This is a genomic window from Nonomuraea sp. NPDC003707, from assembly GCF_053587055.1.
Window position 1 is genome coordinate 309139 of sequence record NZ_JBSFNK010000001.1, and the last position, 17511, is coordinate 326649.

Genomic DNA, 17511 nt, shown 5'->3' on the forward strand with positions numbered 1-17511 from the left:
AAGCTAACAGCTCTCACCGACAAATGCGGCCTCATCTGTCCCGCAGGCCGGGAGTAGGCTAGAAGATCGGCGGGCAAACCAACGCACATGGGGAGGCCGATGCGCACTGGCCGTGGCACCTTGAGCGTCGCCGCCGGTCTGGTGCTGGTGGCTCTCGCGACGGTCGGATACGTGCTGCCGCCCGCGTTCGATCCGCCGCCGCTCAAGGTGGATCCAGCCTTCCAGACGATCCCGGCGCAGCCCACGAGTGAGCTGCGGCCGGTGGTGGCGGTCGATCCCGTCCGCAGGGAGGAGATCTCCGTCTCGGCGGAGGGTCAACGCCTGGACGGGACGCTCCGGCTGCCGGTGACGCCCGGGCGGCACCCGGCGATGGTGTTCGTGTCGGGGTCGGGCAACGGGTCGCGGACGGAGTTCACGCCGCAGGCGGAGTTCCTGGCCAAGGCGGGCGTGGTGACGATCGCGTTCGACAAGCGCACGGTCGGCTACAACTTCCGCCAGCGGGACTTCTCGCTGCTCGCCGACGACGCCCTGCGCATGGTGGAGCTCCTGCGCACGCGCCCCGAGGTCGACCCGGCCCGCATCGGCCTGTGGGGGGTCAGCGAGGGCGGCTGGGTGGTGCCGATCGCCGCGGCGAAGAGCACGGCGGTGGGGTTCGTGATCCTGGTGTCGTCCCCGAACGTCTCCCCGCTGCGCCAGGTCGCCTGGGCGCTGAACGAGCAGCTGCTCCGGCTGCGGGCCCCGATCGGCGCCCGCGACCTGCTGACCCGGGCCATGGGCGGGGTCGGCTTCAACTTCCTCAGATATGACGCGCTGCCGGCATTAAGCGGGATCAAACAGCCGGTCCTGGCCTTCTACGGCACCACCGACCCCTCGATCCCGTTCGTCGAGTCCACCCAGGCGCTCGTCAAGGGCATGAACAGAGCAGGCAACGACGACTACACGATCCGCTTCATGGCCAAGGGCGACCACGCCATGCGGGTGAACGGCGGCCCCTTCACCAAGGGCTACCTGGAAACGTTGGCCAACTGGATCACCGGCCTGCCCGGCACCGCGCGGCCCGCCCTGCACATGGCGGGCGCCACGCCGGTGCAGCGGTTCGAGGCCAGCGACGTGCCGGCCGCCCCCTGGTACGCGGGCGGCACGATGCTCGGGCTGACGATCTGCCTGGCCGCCGTCGGCTACGTGGCGGGCCCCGTCGCGGCCATGGTCGTACGCCTGCGCGGCCGTCCCCAGGTCCCCGCCGAGACGAACGCCAGGCTGTGGCCCCCGATCAGACGCCGGCTCAGCCGGATGGTCTGGACGGGCCTGGGCCTGCTGGCCTCGGTGATCGCGTTCATCACCTTGCTGGTGCTGTTCTCGGTCAACCAGGCGGGCGCCTGGCCGGCCGTGCTGGCCGGCTGGCTGATCGTGCGGCTGCTCGCGGCGCTCATGCTGATCCAGGAGGTGACGGCGGTGGCGGCGTTCGTGTCGGCGCTGCGCGAGGGCATGCGGCCCGGCCGCTGGCAGCACGTGGCGGTCGCCGGCGTGCTGGGCGGCACGGGGCTGCTGCTGGTGGCGGCGGCCTACTACGGGCTGTTCTCCTTCCCCTGGTAGACGTACGCGTCCATCCAGCGGTCCAGTTCGGCGAAGACCTGCTTGCGCGCCGGCTCTGCCGACAGCACCAGGTCGTGCAGGCCGTCCGGGATGCGCACGCACGTGACGTGCGGGCCGAGCGAGGTGGCCCAGCGGGCGATGTGCTGGGGATCGAGCACGATGTCCGCCGAGCGGGCCTCCGGGACGAGGTCGCGTACCCGCAGCCCGTTGGTGGAGGCCAGCACGAGGACCGGCACGTCCACCGCCAGCCCCGCCTGCAGCCGCCGCTGCGCCCGGCGGATGGCGGCCAGCCACATGGCGTGCACGGAGAAGCCGCCCAGCGGCTTGAGCTCCAGGTCGTAGTCCCACTCGCCGCCCTCGCTGCGGTGCAGCGTCTGCCCGTAGACGGTGCTGACCCCCAGCGGGAGCGCCCACCGCGTGTACGAGAGGGGCGTCTTGAACAGGTCGGCGGCCATGCGCAGCGGGGCGGGCACGTTCAGGTCGAAGAACGGGCTGTTGAGCGCCATCCCCTGCACCAGCCCCCGCCCGCGGACCCGGTCGGCCCACAGGGAGGCGACCAGGCCGCCGGTCGAGTGGGCGTTGATCGTCAGCTCGTCGTGGTCCTGCCTGACGATGCGGACGGCCTCGTCGATCTCGGGGAAGTAGTCGGTGACGCTCCTGATCAGGCCCCTGGTCTGGTGCGGCAGCAGCGAACGCCCGTATTTGCGCAGGTCGAGAGCGTAGAAGTCGATGCCGCGCTGGATGTAGTGGTCGGCGAGGTGGTCCTGGAAGAAGTAGTCGGTGAACCCGTGCAGGTAGAGCACCGCCCTGCGGGATCCCGCCTTCCTGGAGACCAGCGTCGCGACGACCTCCCCCTCGAAGTCGTCCGGCAGCTGCAGCACGGTGATCTCGTACATGCTAGACACCATAAGGATTGTCCGGCCATGACGGGACACCGGGCGGCAGATCCTCGCTCACCCGCATCGGGAAGTCCGCCGGGCGCTTCTCCAGGAACGCCGTCACCCCCTCGACAGTGTCGGGCGCGCCGCCCAGCTCGGCCATGACGCGCGAGTCGGCCGCGTGCGCCTCCCACGGCGAGGACGCCGACAGGCCCGACCACATCAGCCTGCGGATGGCGGCCACGGAGACGGCCGAGGTGTTGTCGGCGATCTCGCGGGCCAGCGCGTACGCCGCCGGCAGCAGCTCCTCGGGCGGATACACCCGCGAGACCAGCCGCCCTTCGAGCGCCTCGGAGGCGGGGAAGACCCGGCCGGTCGCGGCCCATTCCATGGCCTGGGCGATGCCGGCGATCCTGGGCAGGAACCAGCTCGACGCGGCCTCGGTGACGATGCCGCGCCGCGCGAACACGAACCCGAACCGCGCCTGCGCCGAGGCCAGCCGGACGTCCATGGGCAGCGTCATCGTCAGCCCGACGCCCACGGCGGGGCCGTTGATCGCGGCGATGACCGGCTTGAGCGAGCGGGCGATCCTGAGCGCGACCGTGCCGCCGCCGTCGCGCGGCACCCCGTCCACCAGCTCGCCGCGGGCGCCGTCCGCGCCGTGCGCGAAGGTGTCCCCGCCGCCGCTCAGGTCCGCCCCGGCGCAGAACGCGCGGCCCGCCCCGGTGACCACCACCGCCCGCACCCCGTCGTCGGCGTCCGCGCGGTCGAACGCCTCGATCAACTCTCCGCGCATCGCAAAGGTGAAGGCGTTCAGCCGCTCCGGGCGGTTCAATGTGACGGTGGCGATCCGGTCGGCGACTTCGTACGCGATTTCGGTGAAGTCTGTTCGGCTACTGATGTTCATCCTCCGATAAAGACATATTTCGTATTAGGTGCGTAGGCTGCCGCCTCTGTAAGAGGCCTATTGTTGTAATTCGGGGAAACGGGGAAGGCGTGCGGCAGGCAAAGGAACCCTCGAGCGCCGGAGCGGTTCTCGGGTGGCTGGCGCTGGCGGCGCTGGCGCCCGGGGCGGCCCATCTGCGCGCCGGTTGGCGCAAAACCGGCCTCGCCCTGATCTCCTGCTACGTCGTCGGCCTCCTGGCGCTGGTCGCGTTCGCGCTGACGACCGACAACCTGGTGGGCACGCTCATCGAGCGGATGACGACGATCATCGTGAGCGCCGCCGTGCTGGGCGTGACCTGGTTCGCCGTGATCGTGCACTCGTTCATCGTGCTGCGGCCGGGTCGGCTGCCACAAGGCGGGCAGATCGTCACCGGGACGCTGGCGGGGCTCCTCGCCGTCGCCGTGGTGCTCCCCTTCGGCGTGGTCACGCAGTACGTGTGGACCTTGCAGAGCACGGTCAACGACATCTTCCAGGAGACCCCGTCCGACGCCCCGCCGTCCGACGCCGCCGCCGCGGAGCGGCCGGAGGACCCGTGGGCGGGGCGGCAGCGGGTCAACATCCTGCTCCTGGGCGGCGACGCCGACGACAACCGGATCGGCGTACGCACCGACAGCATGAACCTGGCCAGCGTCGACGTGAAGACCGGCAACACCGTGCTGTTCAGCCTGCCGCGCAACCTGGAGAACGTGCGTTTCCGCCCTGGCACGCCGATGGCCCAGCACTTCCCCAACGGCTTCCGCCTCCCGCCCGACCCCGGCGGCGGGCGCAGCGACCTGCTCAACAGCGTCTGGGAGTACGCCGACGCGCACCCGGAGATCTTCGGCGGCAAGCAGCACCAGGGCCCCAGGGTGCTGATGGACACGATCGGCTACACCCTCGGGGTCAAGGTCGACTGGTACGCCCTGGTCAACATGTGGGGCTTCGCCCGGCTCATCGACGCCATCGGCGGCATCACGATCACCGTCGAGCAGGACGTGGTGTTCGGCAAGTACAACGAGGGCCTGGTCAAGGCCGGCACGCGCAAGCTCAAGGGCGCCGACGCCATGTGGTACGCCCGCTCGCGCACGTTCAGCGACGACTACACCCGCATGCGCCGCCAGCGCTGCGTGCTCGGCGCGCTGCTCACCCAGGCGGACCCGGCGACCGTGCTGGCCCGCTTCAACCGGATCGCGCTGGCCACCAAGGAGCTGATCAGGACCGACATCCCGCGGGGGATGCTCAAGAACCTGGTGCCACTGGCGCTGAAGGTCAAGAACGCCAAGGTGACGAGCGTGCAGTTCGTGCCGCCGCTGATCAACACCGGCTATCCCGACTGGGAGAGGATCCGCACCATCGCGGCGAAGGCGATGCGGGACTCGGGCGAGACCAAGCCGCCCGTCGCCGCCACCGCCTCCGCCGGCCCTTCTCCCAAGAAGACGGCGGCCGCCAAGAAGGCCGGCCAGAGCCCGGCGAAGGGCATCACGGACGGCTGCGACGGCTCGCTCTGACCTCCCGCGATGCTCTGACCTCCCGCGATGCTCTGACCTCCCTCGACTTACCCGCGGGCGACGATCCGGCCCACAGAGGCCCCGCCGCCCAGCACGTCCACCTGCTCGAACGCCGCCGCCGTCGAGACGTCGCAGCCCATGCGCCGCAGGGCCGCCAGGGCGACGGCCGTGGTGGCGCGCGGGCTGCCGTCGATGACCTTGACCGCCACCGAGTGGCCCGACTCCAGGGCCACCACCAGCACGCCCTCCGCGCCGCCCTTGGCCACGGCGCCGGGCAGCGCCCGCATCAGCTCGGTGTTCTGGTGCCCGGTCCCGCCCACGTACTCGGGGTGCGCACGCATGGCGTCGGCGACCTGGTGGGGCGCGCTGCCCGGCGCGGCCAGCACCAGGCCCTGCACGGCCCGCGCCAGCCCGGTCAGCGACAGGCCGAACAGCGGCGCGCCGCAACCGTCCACCGCCACGTGCGCGGTCTTCTCCCCCGCCAGCTCCTCGGTGACCGAACGGACCTGGAGTTGCAGGGGATGGCCGGCCGACAGGTAGCCGGGCACGTCCCAGTCGTTGGCCACGGCGGCGGCGAGCATGGCGGCGTGCTTGCCGGAGCAGTTCATGCGCTCGCGGGACTGGTCGGCGCCCTGCCTGATGAGCCCGTACATGGTGGGGGCGTCCTCCGGCCACGACGGCGGGCACGCCAGCGCGCCGAAGTCCAGGCCGTAGTCGTCGAGGATCTCGCGGACCAGCTCCACGTGGAAGTCCTCGCCCGTGTGGCTGCCCGCCGCGATGGCCAGCCGCGGCCCCGCCAGCGCCGCGCCGGCGGTGAGGCAGGCCAGTGCCTGGAACGGCTTGGCGGACGAGCGCGGCAGCACCGGCGCGTCCACCTTCCCGAGGGCCACCTCGGCACGCCCGGACGGATCCAGGCCGACGGCGCTGCCGTAATGGACGCTCTCCACGAATCCGGAACGGATCACCTCGGCGAGCACGGCGTAGTCAGGCACGAGCGGCTCTCCTCCTGAAAGTGACGGGCTGGCGCGCTTCCAGCGTGCGGGCCAGCTTGGACAGGGACACGTTGACCGCAAGATAGACCAATGCGACGACCAGATACGTCTGGATGAGCAGGCCGTTATAGGCCGCCAGCACCTTGCCGCTGTAGAGCAGCTCGCCGTAGCTGACGACGAAGCCCAGCGAGGTGTCCTTGAGCAGGCCGACGGACTGGCTGACGATCGACGGCAGCACGCGGCGGGCCGCCTGGGGCAGCACGACGAGGCGCATGGTCTGGAGCGGCGTGAGGCCGACGGCCAGGCCCGCCTCGGTCTGGCCGCGTTCGACGGAGTTGATGCCGGCGCGGAAGATCTCGGCGAAGGCGGCCGCGTTCGAGGCCGTCAGGGGCACGACCAGCTTCCAGAACAGCGGCAGGTCCAGGCCGTAGCGTGGCAGCGCGAACAGCACCACGTACACCAGCAGCAGCGCCGGCACGACCCTGACGACCTCGACGTAGGCGGCGGCCGGGACTCGGATCCACCGGCGGTGCGAGAGCCGCCCCAGGGCCAGGACCAGGCCGAACGCCATGGACAGCGCCGCCGACACGACAGCCGCCAGGAACGTGGACCACAGTCCCGTCAGGAGGTAGCGCCACATCGGCCAGGTCGCGTACGGCTGCCAGCGGGCGGCGTCGAGCTGCCCGTTCGCCGCGAACTGCCGCACGGCCAGGACGGCGAGCGCGACGGCGGCCAGGACGCCGAGCACGGTCGCGACGCGGATGCGCCTGCGCGCCTTGGGGCCGGGCTCGTCGAAGAGGACGCTCACCGCAGGATCACCAGCTTGCGTTCGAGCCGGCCGGTGGCGAAGCCCACCGCCGCGGCGATCAGCGCGTACGCCAGGCCCGCGCCGACGAAGATCGGGATGGGCTGCGCCTCGACGAGGTTCACCCGGTTGGCGGCGGCCGTCAGGTCCACGACGCCGACGGCTGCGGCCAGGGCGGTGTTCATCGTGGTGGCGATGAAGATGTTGCCGAGCGGCTGGACGACCGTGCGCAGCGCCTGCGGCAGGACCACGTGCCTGAGCGACTGGCCGAACGTCAGCCCGATCGCCCGCGCCGCCTCGCCCTGCCCCCTGCCCACCGAGTTCACGCCGGAGCGCAGGGCCTCGCCGACGTACGCGGCCTCGTACACGGCGATGACCACGATGGCGGTGACCAGCGGCTCGGCCTTGACGCCGATCTCCGGCAGGCCGAAGAAGGCCAGGACGAGCAGGACGAGGAGCGGCAGGTTCTGGAAGGACTCCACGTACGCGGTGCCGATGGCGCGCAGCACCCGCACCGGGCTGACGCGCAGCGCGCACACCAGTGCCCCCAGCACCGCCGCGCCCGCGAAGGACGCGGCGGTGAGCTGGAACGTCACGATCAGCCCCTGCCACAGCTCGGGCAGGTGATCGAGGAGAACGGACATCAGGACCCCGGCACGGAGCCGATCTGCGGCGGCTGGGGAGCGTCGCCGGTCACCACGGTGCCGATGGACTTCTTCCAGATGTCCTGCCAGACCCCGGTGTCCTGGGTCTTCTTCAACCAGTCGTTGACGAACTTCTTGAACTGGTCGTCACCGTGCTTGAGCCCGATCCCGTACGGGTCCACGGTGAAAGGCTTGGTCACGATCTCGATCGACGGGTCCTTCTTGGCGTCCGCGATGAGGATCGTCTCATCCTGCACGTAGGCCACGCCCCGGTCCTGCTTGAGCGCCTGGACGCACTCCGGGTCGCTGCCGAAGGTGATGATCTCCGCCTGCGGCGCCAGCTTCTTGATCGCGGGGATGGCCGGGGTGTTCGCGCCCGCCAGGACCTTCTTGCCGTTCAGGTCCTCCGGCTTGGCGATGCCCGTCGCGCCCTTCTTCACCGCGATCGTCAGCCCCGAGGTGTAGTACGGGCCCGCGAACGCCACCTGCTTCGCCCGCTCCTCGGTGATCGTGTACGTCTGGAAGACGACGTCCACGGTCCCGTTGGCCAGCAGCGCCTCCCGGGTCTCCGACGCCGAGTTGACGATCTTCACCTTGGGCTCGCCCAGGATGTACTTGGCCAGCGCCTTGCCCATGTCCGCGTCGAACCCCTCGACCTCGCCGGTGGCGGGGTTCTGCTGGGAGAGCAGGGGCGCGTCCAGCGAGCCGCCCACGAGGAGCTCGCCGCGCTGTTTGATCTTCTCCATGGTGGAGCCGGGCAGGATGTCGGCCGCCGCCGCGACGGGCGCCTTGGCCAGGACGTCGCTGCCCTTCTCGGACGGCGCTCCGGGCACGGCGGGACTACTCGACTCACCACAGGCCGCCAGCCCTAACAGCGAGACGGCGATGAGGGCGACAAACCTCTTCATGAATGGTCACTTCCTTCGATTTCGAAGATAGGCCGGACCGTAGTGGGAGATTTCGTAGCAAGTCAATACGTTGTCGGCCTAAGTCTGGACATGGTAGGTATCTCACATGAAGCAGCGGCTGCCCGTGCAGGGGGCACAGGGCGACCTGCTGAGACTCGTCGCCACCGGCAAGGCCGAGTCACGCGCCGACCTCGCGCGCTTATCGGGCCTGGCGGCGTCCAGCGTGTCGCTGCGTGTGGAGGAGCTCATCGACGCGGGCCTGCTGGCCGAGGAGGGCTCGGGCACCTCGCGCGGCGGCCGCCGTCCGCGCCGGCTGCGGCTCTCCCCCGGCGCCGGCGTGCTGGCCGTCGCCGACCTGGGCGCCCACCACGTACGCCTCGGCCTGCTGGACCTCAGCGGCACGCCGCTCGTGATCGAGGAACGCGGCTGCGAGATCGCCGACGGCCCGCAGGTCACCCTGGACCACATCGCGGACGCGTTCGACGAGCTGCTGGCCGCCCACGTGCCCCCGTCGGTCCCCCTGCGGGGGGTGGGCACCGGCATCCCGGGCCCGGTGGACCCGTCGAGCCTGCGCGTGGTGACGCCCTCGCGCATGCCCGGCTGGAACGAGTTCCCGGTGGCCGACCACCTGGCCGCCCGCTACGACCTGCCGATCCTCGTCGAGAACGACGCCAACCTGATGGCCGCGGGCGAGGCGCGCTGGTGGCCCGGCAGCCAGAACCTCATGATCGTCAAGGCCGGCACCGGCATCGGCTGCGGCGTCATCGTCAACGGCCACCTGCACCGGGGCAGGGGCGCGGCCGGCGACATCAGCCACGTGCGGGTGCGCTCGGACTCCTCCGTCGTGTGCGCCTGCGGGCATCCGGACTGCCTGGAGGCGTACGCGAGCGGCGCCGCCCTCATGGCGGCCCTGCGCGAGTCCGGCATCGAGGTGACCCGCACGGCGGACATCGTCACCCTGGTCAACGACGCCATCCCGGAGGCCACGAGCCTGGCCCGCACCGCGGGCCGCCGCATCGGCGAGGTCCTGACGGTGCTGGTGAACTTCTTCAACCCGGACGTGGTGGCGGTGGGCGGCAGCCTGTCGGCGGCGGAGCCGCTGATCACCTCGATCAGGGCGGCGGTGTGGGAACGCTGCCTGCCGCTGGCGACGCGCGACCTGGAGATAGCCCCGGCCCGGGGCGGCCGGGACGCGGCCCTGCTGGGCGCCGGCACCCTCCTGCTGGAGGCCGCCCTGGCCTGAAGGAGAACCCTCCCCCGTCCGCGGTGGCCGACCTCCAGACGTACGTCGCCCGGCTGCGCAGGGCGCTGCCGCCCGGCGCGCGCATCCTCACCAGGGGATCCGGCCATCTCCTGCAGACCGCCGCCGAAGAGGTCGATCTGCTCGCGTTCGACGAGGAGGTGCGGCAGGCCCGGCTGAAGGCCGAGCGGGGCGAGGCCCGGGCCGCGATCGAGAACCGCCGGGTGTTACGGGCGGGATCCGATGCCGCCGGCGGCCTGACAGCCCTCTTTGCCCGGCCACCTCCGTGTCCAGCGATCGAATTCCTGGTGAACGGTTCGCACCGCCCGGCTCGCGTGTCTCGGCAAAGCGAGAATTGAACCAGTTTGCGAAGGGGGCGTCAGTGGCGCTGCTGCGGCTGCTGGAGCAGCTGGTCGACTTCCTCGGAGGCGTGGGGCCGGTCCTGTTCGGGATCGCGCTGCTGCTGGTGGCGCCCTATGTCGACCGGCTCGTCGTACGCCGCAAGCGGATCAGCTTCCGCGTCCTCTACAACTCCAAGATCGGCGTCGGGCCCGAGACGCTGAGCGACGGCGAGGGCCCGCCCCAGCTGCACCAGGTGGCGCGGCTGCTGGAGCGGATGAGCATCGTCGTCATCCGCCTGCGCAACAGCGGCAGCTACGACATCGACCCGGACGACTTCGACCGGCCGCTGTCGTTCACGTTCGGCGGCCGGGTGGTGTGGAACGCCCGCGTGTCGGACGCCAGCACCGCCGACCTGCGCAAGCTGCTGCGCGAAGGGCTGCGGTTCTTCCCCGAAGAGGACAAGCCCGCCCGCGACAACCTGGTCACGGTACGCCGGCGGCTCACCGACCGGCTGGCCCGCTGGATCGGCGGATCCGCGACCAACGGCACGGAGGCCGCCGAGCCGACCTGGCACGGCGTACAGCTGACCAAGCTCGAACTCAAGCGGGGCGAGAAGGCCAAGCTCGTCGTGGTCCTGCGCGAGCCGGTCCCGACCGAGCAGGACCAGGGCGAGCAGGACCAAGGCGAGCCGGACCAGCGCGAGATCACCAAGCTCGTCAAGCACACCGGCAAGCTCAAGGACGCCGGCGTGATCAGGGACGAGGGCAAGGTCCGCAGGGTCACGCTCCCGCGCGTCAGCGGCGCGCTGGTGATCGTGCTGAGCGCCCTGCTCGTGCTCAGCCGGCTCGCCCAGCCGGAGGACCGGTCCATCGCGTGCGGGTCGGGCCAACTGCGGATCGAGGGCTCCAGCGTGTTCATGTCGACGATGCGGACGATCGCCGACGAGTACGTCAAGGCCTGCGGCGACGCCCGGATCGAGACCACGCCGAACGGCTCGCTGGGCGGCGTGCGTACCGTGCTCGAGTCGGGCTCGCCCGACGTGATCGCGCTGTCGGACGGCAAGAGCAACTATCACGACCAGCTGTACGGCGAGAAGCTGGCCATCGTCGTCTACTTCGTCGTGGTCAACAAGGAGGTCGGGCTGAGCACCATAGGCATCGACGACCTCCGCAAGATCAACGACGGCACGTGGGTCGACTGGAAGCAGGTCCGGGGCGGGGCGTCCCTGCCGATCCGCATCATCAGCCGGAACCAGAACTCCGGCACCCGCCAGCTCTTCGAGCACCAGGTGCTGGGCACCGGCGAGAACATGCTCTCCTCCGACGAATGCCGCGAGAAGGACCGCAACCCCGCTGCCCCGGTCATCCGCTGCGAACGCGACGACAACGCCGAGGTCATCGGGCAGGTGGCGGCCGTACCCGGGGCGATCGGCTACGCGGACGCGCTGTCGATCGTCGAGGAGCGCAAGTCGGGCGGCATCGTGGCGCTGACGCTGGACGGCAAGGCGTTCGACGTCTCGACCGCGGCGACGTCGGGCTACCCGTTCTGGACAGTGGAGTACCTCTACACCAAGACCCGGCCGAAGCCGGGCTCTCTCGCGGCCGATTTCCTCCAGTTCGCCCGCACACACGAACGAGCCCAGCTACGACTGACCGAGTCGGGCTTCCGACCGTGCGCGACGAAGCAGGGCATGCTGGAGCCCTGCGTACTGCGCTGACCTCTTGGACCCGCGGTGCCGACGAGGTCCCGCGGCTCGGGCCCCGGCGTAGTGCACGTTGCCCTCGACCAAGCTCACGGCGGCTGACTCAGCGCGGCTGCGCCGCCCCGCCCGGCAGCTTGTACGGCTCACCGCAGAAGTAGCGGTTGAGCGCGTCCACGGCGGCCAGCAGCATCCGCGCGACCGCCCGGTCGTTGCGCTGCACGTTGACCGACAGCGTCATCCGGCGTTCGCCCGTGGCGTCGGCGAAGCTGAAGGTCTGGTAGCCGGGGATGGCGAAGGACGGGTTCAGCCGCGTGATGGGCCGCAGCGAGCCCGGCAGGCCGGGGTCGGCGCCCGTGGGCAGGTGGTAGCCGGTGGCGTGCGGGCCGCGGATGCCGTCCCAGGTCGTGGGCAGGTAGGAGCGCGTCATGCCGGCCGGGCGGAAGATCCTCCGGTCCAGCTCGGCGCTCAGCTTGTGGCCCGTCACCTGCTCCACGAGCAGACCGAGCAGGATGTAGCCGGTGTTGGAGTAGGAGAAGCGGCCCCGCTCGGGCCGGGGCAGCCGCTCGGCCTCGTCGATGAGCTGCCGCGGGGTGTAGGTCCGCTTGCCGTACTGCTCGGGGTCGGCGAACTCGGCGGCGTGGTCGTAGGTGGCCAGGCCGCCGGTGTGGTTCAGCAACTCCCGCACGGTGATCCGGTCGCCGCCGTCGATCTGACCGGGCAGCCGCTTGCCGATCGGCTCGTCCAGGCTCAGCCTGCCCTCCTGGACCAGTTGCAGGACGACCGCGGCGACCATGCTCTTGGTCACGCTGGCGACCCGGAACCGCGCCTCTCTCGGCATCGGCTCGCGGGTGTCCAGGTCGGCGGTGCCGCCGGTGCCGATCCAGGTGCCGCGGTCGTCGTCGATGCGGGCCAGCACGCCGGGGGCGCCGGCGGCCACGGTCGCGTCGAGCGCCTCCCGCAGCCCGGCGGGCTCTTCGCGCCGCGCCGGCCGCTCAGGCCGGGCGGGGCGGTGTGATCGCCTTCGTTTCGTAGGTCCGCAGCACCAGCGACGTCGTGACGGGCCCGAAGCGGGCGATGCCGTCGACGATCGTCTCAAGGCGCCCGGCGCTGGAGGCGTGCACGTCGATCAGGAAGCAATCCTCACCGGTGAGCCGATGGACGTCCGTGACCTCGGGCAACCGCGCGAAGTGGTCGAGGCACGCGGAGATGCGGGCATGGGTGGTGCGCAGCCGGATCACCGCGTGGATGCTCAGGCCGAGGCGGGCGGGGTCGACCACGGCGCGGTAGCCGGTGATGACACCTGACTGTTCCAGGCGCTTGATGCGCGCCGACACGGCCGGCTGCGAGAGGTTGACCCGCCGGCCGATCTCGGTGACACCGAGCCGCCCCTCGGACTGCAGGATGTCCAGGATCGCATGGTCGACCGAATCCAATGAAACCGTCGTCTCGCCCGTCATCGACCTTCCATCCATCAGCGGTAGGCGACTCTACTCGACCGTTCGCACATACTGACGCCCTGGACGCGGACGAACGCCGCGAACGACGAAGGAATGACAGGCCATGCGCTACGTGATCGTCCCTGGGATCAACGGCTCCGACGCGGACCACTGGCAGACCGTCTGGCAGGCGGAGTGGGGACCCGCCGCTGCACGGATCTCCCCGTCCTCCTGGGAGGAACCGGATCTGGACGACTGGTGTCACGCGATTGATCGGGCCGTTGACGAGCACCCATCGGCCGACGTGGTGCTCGTCGCGCACAGCCTGGGTTGCCTCGCCGCCGCTCGCTGGGTCGCCTGGCGTCAGCCGGACATCCGCGGAGTGTTCCTCGCGGCCCCGCCGGACAACACCGGCCCGAACTTCCCTGCCGAGGCCCCCACCTTCACCGCGGTGGACGCGACCCCTCTTCACGTGCCCGGCCTGGTCGTCTCCAGCGACGACGACCCCTACTGCTCCCCAGAGGTCGCGTCGCGGCTGGCCGCCGACTGGCGACTCCACCATGTCAGCGTCGGCTCGGCGGGCCACATCAACTCCGCGAGCGGGCTGGGCCGATGGGATTCCGGGCGCGAACTGCTCGCTCGCCTTCCCTGATCTTCGACGGTGAAGGGCCAGGCGCTCGTCAGGCCGGTATCTGGAGGTCGGGGAAGGCCTGTCCGGCTGACAGCCGTTCGACGAGAGTTCGTACGGCCTCCTTCCCGCCGTTCGTCCCCGCCCAGCGACTCACCTGGCAGGCGGCCTTGGCGTACATCTGGGGATCCGCCGATGCCGCCCGCAGCCACTCGTCCAGCGTGACCGGGAGGGGCTGACGGGAGCCGGCCAGGCACCGGTCGCCGGTCGGCGCGAGGTAGCGGGGGTCGTCGCTGACCACGACGGCGAGACCCTCGTCGAACCACTGCGGAACGTCGGCGCCGTTGAGACGGGCGTGCAGCTCCACGTGGGTCATCTCGTGCGAGGCGATCACGGGATCGACGCCGCGCGGGGACAGCATCACCGACCGGTTGAGCACGGCGATGCCGCGTTCGCGGCCGCCGCCGATCCTGCGGTAGCAGTCGTCGGACAGGCACACGAGGAGGTCCGGAGCGCTCTTCCGTCCGCCGAAGTAGTCACGCACCCGCTGGTTCGCCTGCTCGACGACCTCGCTCACGTGCCGGCGCCGGTCCGGCGGCAGGCCGGGTTCGGCGTACACGCCGGGCTGGAGCCGTTCCAGGCCGTAACAGCCGGGGCAGGTGGTGGCCGCGACGGACGGGAAGGCGATCGCCGTCACCACCACGGCGGCGGTGAGGAGGGCTGCGACGGCGGCGCCCGCGATCCACCAGCGTCTCCCTTTGCGTCGCTTCACGGGCACGTGGTCCCCCGGGGTGGCAGCCGACGTTCGGTGACGTACTTGCTGACGAGGTCGATGACGCAGGGGTTGGCCATCGCGCCGAAGAGGTTGTGGCCGGGGCCGTCGTGTTCGATCGTGCGGCTGCCGGGGATCTGCTCGACCACTCGGCGGGTGGACCCGTAGTCCTGCCAGGTGCCCGCGCCCAGGAGCGGCGGCAATGTACGGGGCATCGGCGTGGGCGGGTTGGTCACCCGGGTCGGCCAGCCGGCGCAGGTGAGCGGCAGGTGCCAGGCCAAGGGGAAAGCGGCGCCGGTATTGGGCGCGATGGCGCGCAGCCGCTTCACCGTGCGCGCGACGTCCCGCTGGGAGGCCGGACGCGGGAAGTCCAGGCACTCCTTGACCCCGCCGCCGGGCAGGCCCGGATACGGCTGGCGGCTCGACAGCGCGAAGCCCGACGCGTCGCCGGCCTCGGCCGCCGTGATGGCCGCCACGACGTCGCCCCATCGGGTGGGGCCGGGCCGGAGCTTGAGGAACGCGAGCGAGCGCAACTGCGTGCCGTCGTAGCGGGCGTCGGCTTTCGGGGCGGGGATCGGCTCGCGGTCCGCCTTGGCGATCAGCGCCCGCCAGCGCTTCTCCGTCCCGGCGGGCGCCCAGGCGAAGAACCGGTCCATGAAGCGCTCGTTGTCGCGGGCGATCGAGTCGAGTTCCCGGTCCCAGTCACGCAGGCTGTGGTTGCCGGCGCCGTCGAGGTAGATCGTGCGTACGCGCTGCGGGAACAGCCGGGCGTAGGACTGCGCGATCATGCTGCCGTACGACAGCCCGAGGAAGTTCATCTCGTCCTCGCCGAGCGCCTTGCGGATGGCGTCGGCGTCGCGGGCGTCGGAGGCCGCGTCCATGTGGTCGAAGAGCTCGGGGTCGGTGGTACGGCACTTGTCGCCCCTGGCCTTGTTCGCCGCGACGAGCTGGTCGAACCCGGCCTGGTCGGCGGGGAACGCCGGGGTGCGCACGAAGCCCCAGTCGCACTGGAGCACCGCGCCGCTCAGCCCGGGATAGCCGCGCGGGTCCCAGGTCACGACGTCCATCGACGTACGGATCTTGTCGAAGATCTGGGTACGCGAGCCCAGCAAGGCGATCTGGTACCCCTGGGGGCCGCCGAAGTTGATCAGCACGGACCCCTTCTTCGCGCCGGTGGCGGGCAGGCGGGCCACCTTCAGGGTGATCGTGCGGTCGCTCTTGGGCGACAGGGCGACGGACAGGTCCGCGCACTGGAGCTCGGGCGCGTTCGCGACCGGGCAGGAGCTCCACGGCAGGGACGGCTGCGGCGTCGCGACGCTGACCGGCGTCGTGAGGACGGCAAGCGCCATGAGTGTGTTGAGCATGCGCAGAACGTTAGGAGCCGCCGGTGGCCGGGGTCTGCCCGCGAAAGTCATCGATGGCTGTTCACCAAAGTTGACTATGAGCGCTGCGGCTCGTCACCGCAAGGCTCCTTGACCGGTTGCCGACGTGGTTCGGGATCCCGGAAGCCAACGCGGAATACGTGGAGTCGGCGACCCACCTTCCCGGCCTCCCTGCTCACGCCGGCGCAGAGGCCATCGGCGTCCTGCTGTACCGGCGGCATTTCGCGGAGGCGGCCGAAATCCACTTGATGGCGGTCTCCCCGGGCCGGCATCGGCGAGGTGTGGCCGGGCAACCCTTGCCTCATCATGGTGAAGTGGTGTCGCTGACCGTCGACATGGGCTCGATCGCCGTGATGCTCATCTCCTCTTCTTGGCAGGCGGCTCGGCGCAGGGCGTAGGCGGCGGCCATGAGCGCGAAGCCGAGCCAGATGGACGGCAGCTCCAGGCCACCCGAGGGCATCTTCTCGAAAACGAAAAGAAAGAAACTCTCGCTGCTCAGCACCCTGCCCAGAGCGTTCGCCAGTACGTTCACGATCCCACCGATGATCAGCAGCGCGATCACGGTCTGGGTGAACCGGCGTCCAGGCCACCTGCCCGTCAGCGCCACGAGCAGCGCGGGAAATGCGAATACCATCAGCGTGGACTCGATAACCGTCAGCCAGACCAGCGCATTCCCACTGAACGCCACCGAGGCGAGAGTGGCGAACCCTAAACCGGCGTCCGAGCTCATGATCTCGCAGGAGCCGGGGTTTGCCCTGGCCCAGCCGCACGGGGAATACATCGTCGGAAGCAACGCGAACACACCGCTGATCAGCCGCCATAAACCCTGTCGCATATCCCACCCGCAAGATGTTGATCAAAGCGAATGAGGAGTATGCCACAGCGGGCGAGGACATCCGAATATGCTGCATTGATATGGCAACCGTTGTTCTGTTCCATCACATTTTGGGGCTCACTCCGGGCATCACCGCGTTCGCCGATGAACTCCGCCAGGCCGGGCACATCGTCCACACGCCCGACCTCTTCGAGGGCCACACGTTCGGCAGCATCGAGGAGGGGATGGGTTACGTCCAGCAGTTCGGCTTCGGTGCGGTGATCGAGCGTGGTACCCAAGCGGTCGAGAACCTGCCCTCCGACCTGGTCTATGCCGGCTTCTCGGTCGGTGTGCTCTCTGCGCAGAAGCTGGCGCAGACACGATCGGGCGCGCGTGGCGCGCTGCTGTACTACGCCTGCGCACCGCTCTCGGAGTTCGGCGACGCCTGGCCGGACGGCGTGCCGGTCCAGGTGCATGGCATGGATGCCGATCCCGTCTTCGTCGGCGAGGGCGACATCGGTTTCGCTCGGGAGGTGGTCGAGTCGGCCGGGCAGGGTCGGCTGTTCCTCTATCCCGGCGACCAGCACTACTTCGCCGACCGCACGCTGCCCTCCTACGACCCGGACGCCGCCGCGCTGCTGCTTTCCCGCACGCTGGCCTTCTTGCGGTCCGTCGCGTGACGAGCAGACGCACTTCCGGACGGGTGGTGTTCGGTCCGCGCGAATCTTGTGACCTGCGGACTCCGACAGTGGTGAGCGATGCCGAGCGCATCGACGCAGAGGTGATCGAGTGCCTGCTGTCCCAACACGTGACGGGGTATGAGCCGCTGTCCGGGTTCGCGGCCAACACGGTCGCCGCGGTGACGCTGGGGTCCGGTGCACGCGCCGTCTTCAAGGCCGCCGCCGCGCGCGAGGTCGAGGTGAAGCTGTGGGCTTTCCGGCT

At 70.5% G+C, this 17511-nt stretch carries 18 protein-coding genes; 7 read left to right on the forward strand and 11 right to left on the reverse strand.

Annotated features, from left to right (window positions below):
• Nucleotides 1-99: 99 nt before the first annotated feature.
• On the forward strand, nucleotides 100-1593 hold the full coding sequence (locus ACWDRB_RS01340; RefSeq protein WP_350722352.1) for an alpha/beta hydrolase family protein: 1494 nt from the start codon (nucleotides 100-102) through the stop codon (nucleotides 1591-1593).
• Here the strand turns inward: ACWDRB_RS01340 and ACWDRB_RS01345 are convergent.
• Together ACWDRB_RS01345 and ACWDRB_RS01350 are read right to left on the reverse strand one after the other, a co-directional pair.
• On the reverse strand, nucleotides 1566-2489 hold the full coding sequence (locus ACWDRB_RS01345) for an alpha/beta hydrolase (protein WP_449891400.1): 924 nt from the start codon (nucleotides 2487-2489) through the stop codon (nucleotides 1566-1568). The two genes, ACWDRB_RS01340 and ACWDRB_RS01345, sit on opposite strands and share 28 nt — an antisense overlap.
• Before the next feature lies 1 nt (nucleotide 2490).
• Entirely contained in the window at nucleotides 2491-3378 is an 888-nt protein-coding gene (locus ACWDRB_RS01350) for a crotonase/enoyl-CoA hydratase family protein (RefSeq protein WP_449891401.1), read from the reverse strand.
• A gap of 89 nt (nucleotides 3379-3467) precedes the next feature.
• Here ACWDRB_RS01350 and ACWDRB_RS01355 point away from each other — a divergent pair, with 89 nt between their 5' ends.
• Nucleotides 3468-4904 carry an LCP family protein gene (locus ACWDRB_RS01355; protein WP_449891402.1) on the forward strand — a complete coding sequence of 479 codons (1437 nt, stop codon included), beginning with the start codon at nucleotides 3468-3470 and terminating at the stop codon, nucleotides 4902-4904.
• Between the two features lie 47 nt (nucleotides 4905-4951).
• Here ACWDRB_RS01355 and ACWDRB_RS01360 read toward each other — a convergent pair whose 3' ends face one another.
• The 4 genes from ACWDRB_RS01360 to ACWDRB_RS01375 are packed head-to-tail and all read right to left on the reverse strand — an operon-like array spanning nucleotide 4952 to nucleotide 8253.
• Nucleotides 4952-5896: an asparaginase gene (locus tag ACWDRB_RS01360; protein WP_449891403.1), complete on the reverse strand. Its 945-nt coding sequence runs from the start codon at nucleotides 5894-5896 to the stop codon at nucleotides 4952-4954.
• On the reverse strand, nucleotides 5889-6704 hold the full coding sequence (locus tag ACWDRB_RS01365; protein WP_449891404.1) for an amino acid ABC transporter permease: 816 nt from the start codon (nucleotides 6702-6704) through the stop codon (nucleotides 5889-5891). Before ACWDRB_RS01365 ends, ACWDRB_RS01360 begins: the two co-directional genes overlap by 8 nt.
• Nucleotides 6701-7345 carry an amino acid ABC transporter permease gene (locus ACWDRB_RS01370; RefSeq protein ID WP_355194806.1) on the reverse strand — a complete coding sequence of 215 codons (645 nt, stop codon included), beginning with the start codon at nucleotides 7343-7345 and terminating at the stop codon, nucleotides 6701-6703. Before ACWDRB_RS01370 ends, ACWDRB_RS01365 begins: the two co-directional genes overlap by 4 nt.
• Nucleotides 7345-8253 (reverse strand): glutamate ABC transporter substrate-binding protein, encoded by a 909-nt coding sequence (locus ACWDRB_RS01375; protein ID WP_449891405.1) that lies wholly within the window; start codon nucleotides 8251-8253, stop codon nucleotides 7345-7347. The genes ACWDRB_RS01370 and ACWDRB_RS01375 overlap by 1 nt, the downstream gene beginning before the upstream one ends.
• Before the next feature lie 106 nt (nucleotides 8254-8359).
• Here ACWDRB_RS01375 and ACWDRB_RS01380 point away from each other — a divergent pair, with 106 nt between their 5' ends.
• The 3 genes from ACWDRB_RS01380 to ACWDRB_RS01390 are packed head-to-tail and all read left to right on the forward strand — an operon-like array spanning nucleotide 8360 to nucleotide 11552.
• Nucleotides 8360-9496 carry an ROK family transcriptional regulator gene (locus ACWDRB_RS01380; protein WP_350722365.1) on the forward strand — a complete coding sequence of 379 codons (1137 nt, stop codon included), beginning with the start codon at nucleotides 8360-8362 and terminating at the stop codon, nucleotides 9494-9496.
• A gap of 23 nt (nucleotides 9497-9519) precedes the next feature.
• Nucleotides 9520-9852 (forward strand): hypothetical protein, encoded by a 333-nt coding sequence (locus tag ACWDRB_RS01385; protein ID WP_449891406.1) that lies wholly within the window; start codon nucleotides 9520-9522, stop codon nucleotides 9850-9852.
• 23 nt (nucleotides 9853-9875) lie between these two features.
• Nucleotides 9876-11552 (forward strand): substrate-binding domain-containing protein, encoded by a 1677-nt coding sequence (locus ACWDRB_RS01390; RefSeq protein ID WP_449891407.1) that lies wholly within the window; start codon nucleotides 9876-9878, stop codon nucleotides 11550-11552.
• Nucleotides 11553-11640: 88 nt separating this feature from the next.
• Here the strand turns inward: ACWDRB_RS01390 and ACWDRB_RS01395 are convergent, their stop codons facing one another.
• Together ACWDRB_RS01395 and ACWDRB_RS01400 are read right to left on the reverse strand one after the other, a co-directional pair.
• The gene (locus ACWDRB_RS01395) at nucleotides 11641-12633 is read right to left on the reverse strand and encodes a serine hydrolase domain-containing protein (RefSeq protein ID WP_449891408.1); all 993 of its coding nucleotides are present in this window, start codon (nucleotides 12631-12633) and stop codon (nucleotides 11641-11643) included.
• Entirely contained in the window at nucleotides 12530-12994 is a 465-nt protein-coding gene (locus ACWDRB_RS01400; RefSeq protein ID WP_449891409.1) for an Lrp/AsnC family transcriptional regulator, read from the reverse strand. Before ACWDRB_RS01400 ends, ACWDRB_RS01395 begins: the two co-directional genes overlap by 104 nt.
• A gap of 103 nt (nucleotides 12995-13097) precedes the next feature.
• On the opposite strand from ACWDRB_RS01400, the gene ACWDRB_RS01405 reads away from it, so the two are divergent.
• Nucleotides 13098-13625: an RBBP9/YdeN family alpha/beta hydrolase gene (locus tag ACWDRB_RS01405; protein ID WP_449891410.1), complete on the forward strand. Its 528-nt coding sequence runs from the start codon at nucleotides 13098-13100 to the stop codon at nucleotides 13623-13625.
• A 28-nt stretch (nucleotides 13626-13653) separates the two neighbouring features.
• Here the strand turns inward: ACWDRB_RS01405 and ACWDRB_RS01410 are convergent, their stop codons facing one another.
• The 3 genes from ACWDRB_RS01410 to ACWDRB_RS01420 form a co-directional block, all read right to left on the reverse strand.
• The gene (locus ACWDRB_RS01410; RefSeq protein WP_449891411.1) at nucleotides 13654-14373 is read right to left on the reverse strand and encodes a hypothetical protein; all 720 of its coding nucleotides are present in this window, start codon (nucleotides 14371-14373) and stop codon (nucleotides 13654-13656) included.
• A complete protein-coding gene (locus ACWDRB_RS01415; protein WP_449891412.1) occupies nucleotides 14370-15737 on the reverse strand; it encodes an alpha/beta fold hydrolase in 1368 nt (455 codons plus the stop codon). Before ACWDRB_RS01415 ends, ACWDRB_RS01410 begins: the two co-directional genes overlap by 4 nt.
• A 322-nt stretch (nucleotides 15738-16059) precedes the next feature.
• Entirely contained in the window at nucleotides 16060-16485 is a 426-nt protein-coding gene (locus ACWDRB_RS01420; RefSeq protein WP_449891413.1) for a hypothetical protein, read from the reverse strand.
• Between the two features lie 119 nt (nucleotides 16486-16604).
• Here ACWDRB_RS01420 and ACWDRB_RS01425 point away from each other — a divergent pair, with 119 nt between their 5' ends.
• On the forward strand, nucleotides 16605-17249 hold the full coding sequence (locus ACWDRB_RS01425) for a dienelactone hydrolase family protein (RefSeq protein ID WP_449891414.1): 645 nt from the start codon (nucleotides 16605-16607) through the stop codon (nucleotides 17247-17249).
• Nucleotides 17250-17511 lie beyond the last annotated feature (262 nt).

Bases quoted from the DNA above. Each gene is read 5' to 3' on its own strand.
- ACWDRB_RS01370 (WP_355194806.1), bottom strand. From the start codon at position 7,345: ATGTCCGTTCTCCTCGATCACCTGCCCGAGCTGTGGCAGGGGCTGATC.
- ACWDRB_RS01380 (WP_350722365.1), top strand. From the start codon at position 8,360: ATGAAGCAGCGGCTGCCCGTGCAGGGGGCACAGGGCGACCTGCTGAGA.
- ACWDRB_RS01420 (WP_449891413.1), bottom strand. From the start codon at position 16,485: ATGAGCTCGGACGCCGGTTTAGGGTTCGCCACTCTCGCCTCGGTGGCG.
- ACWDRB_RS01345 (WP_449891400.1), bottom strand. From the start codon at position 2,489: ATGTACGAGATCACCGTGCTGCAGCTGCCGGACGACTTCGAGGGGGAG.
- ACWDRB_RS01405 (WP_449891410.1), top strand. From the start codon at position 13,098: ATGCGCTACGTGATCGTCCCTGGGATCAACGGCTCCGACGCGGACCAC.
- ACWDRB_RS01415 (WP_449891412.1), bottom strand. From the start codon at position 15,737: ATGCTCAACACACTCATGGCGCTTGCCGTCCTCACGACGCCGGTCAGC.
- ACWDRB_RS01400 (WP_449891409.1), bottom strand. From the start codon at position 12,994: ATGACGGGCGAGACGACGGTTTCATTGGATTCGGTCGACCATGCGATC.
- ACWDRB_RS01425 (WP_449891414.1), top strand. From the start codon at position 16,605: ATGTTGATCAAAGCGAATGAGGAGTATGCCACAGCGGGCGAGGACATC.
- ACWDRB_RS01375 (WP_449891405.1), bottom strand. From the start codon at position 8,253: ATGAAGAGGTTTGTCGCCCTCATCGCCGTCTCGCTGTTAGGGCTGGCG.
- ACWDRB_RS01340 (WP_350722352.1), top strand. From the start codon at position 100: ATGCGCACTGGCCGTGGCACCTTGAGCGTCGCCGCCGGTCTGGTGCTG.
- ACWDRB_RS01350 (WP_449891401.1), bottom strand. From the start codon at position 3,378: ATGAACATCAGTAGCCGAACAGACTTCACCGAAATCGCGTACGAAGTC.